The sequence below is a fragment of the Cellvibrio fibrivorans genome (assembly GCF_031457055.1).
GTDB lineage: Bacteria > Pseudomonadota > Gammaproteobacteria > Pseudomonadales > Cellvibrionaceae > Cellvibrio > Cellvibrio fibrivorans.
The window spans coordinates 1-1,646 of the sequence record NZ_JAVDVX010000023.1 but is presented as its reverse complement, the minus strand read 5'-3'; the positions used below and the strand labels follow the sequence as shown (position 1 = coordinate 1,646).

1 protein-coding gene is annotated in these 1,646 nt (G+C 48.4%); it reads left to right on the top strand.

What is annotated here, in order from left to right; translation table 11 throughout:
• On the top strand, positions 1-1,506 hold a 1,506-nt coding region (locus J2X05_RS21085), incomplete at its 5' end, for a TonB-dependent receptor (protein ID WP_310076413.1).
• Between the last annotated feature and the right edge of the window lie 140 nt (positions 1,507-1,646).

Sequence of the window (1,646 nt, the reverse complement as noted above, 5' to 3'; positions counted from 1 at the left end):
TGGGATGGTAACTACCCAGGTGAGTTTGGTGATCTGGTTCGTCCTTTTGATCTTCAGGGTGAGTTCGACGACTTCTCTCCAAGAGCGGGCGGTTACGGCTTTATTGCCAACGCCGCTGAGCTGTATGAAGCTGCTATCAATATCCCCCGTTACAGCAGCATATTGCCTGCAACAATGAACCAGAATGCCCATAACATTGTGAAAGAAGAAATGCAGTCCGCTTACTTCCAGATCGGCTTGGACGGTAACGTGGGGGCTATGCCGTTCAGTATTTTGACCGGTTTGCGCTATGAGACCACCGATGTAGATTCAAGCTCTCTTTCTTCTTCTTACTTCTACCGCTGGGAGAGTGACAACGATATCTCTATCAACCCTGATAACTCCAAGCCACAGACTTTGGTTTCTGCCAAAGCCAGCTATGACAATCTGTTGCCCAGCATGGATTTAACCTTGAATGTGACCGATGACATAGTCAGCCGTTTCTCGTTCAGCAAAACCATTGCCAGAGCGGGCCTGGGTTCTCTGGGTGTATCTGCCTCTAACTTTGGCAGCGGTGGTGGCCCTACCTATTTGGGTGCTATTCCAACAGCCAGCGCATCAAACCCTGGCTTGTTACCTCTAGAGTCAACCAACTTCGACCTTTCTGTGGAGTGGTATTACAGCGAGGGTAGCTACGCATCTATTGGCTTCTTCGAAAAAAATGTGAAGAACTTTATTGGTTCTGAACGAGTAGACCGCAATTTGCTGGGTATTCGTAACTCGACCGACGGACCTCGTGTAGAGGCAGCGGCAGCACAGTTGGCAGCAGCTGGAATCGCGCTTAGCGACGTTACCCTGTTCAGCCAGACCGCATACAACGAGTTTGTCGTTTTACCTGGCGGCGGCCTCAATGCAGCTTGGGTGGCTGAATTTGGTAACACTGCTTACACAGGCACGAGTGAGCAAGACCAGTTCATTCTCGCTCAAAACGGTTGGGATATTTTAGACAACGCAAGTGATCCGTTGGCCGTGTTTAGTACTGAGACGCCAAACAATGGACGCGAAGCCAAAATCCACGGTATTGAACTCGCCGTGCAGCATTTCTTCGGTGAAACCGGTTTTGGTGTTCAGGCTAACTACACCGTGGTTCGCGGTGATGTGGGCTTCAATGACGCGCAAGACCCAGCCCTGGGGTCTCAGTTTGCGTTGGTTGGTTTGAGTGATACTGCAAACCTGTCAGGTATATACGAAAACGACCGCTTCCAGGCGCGTATTGCGTATAACTGGCGTGGCGAGTACCTGAATGAGACAAACAGAGGTGGCTTCAATAACCCACGTTATATCGAGGATTATTCGCAAATCGATCTTAACGTCAGTTACTCGGTCACCGATGCGTTAACCTTGTCGCTCGAAGGCATCAACGTAACTGGTGAAGACAGTCGCTCTCATGGCCGTAATGACGCGATGATGTGGGATATGTATGACTTGGGTGCACGCTATCAACTTGGTGCTCGCTATACGTTTTAATTAAATCGCTAGATTAAATTAAACATCTTATCGTTGATAAGTTAAAAAGCCGCTGAAAAGCGGCTTTTTAATTTCTGCTGGCTTTTTAATTTCTTCTGAAAAGTTTCTGTATTCTCAGGTATGCTTCACTTATAAGCGCC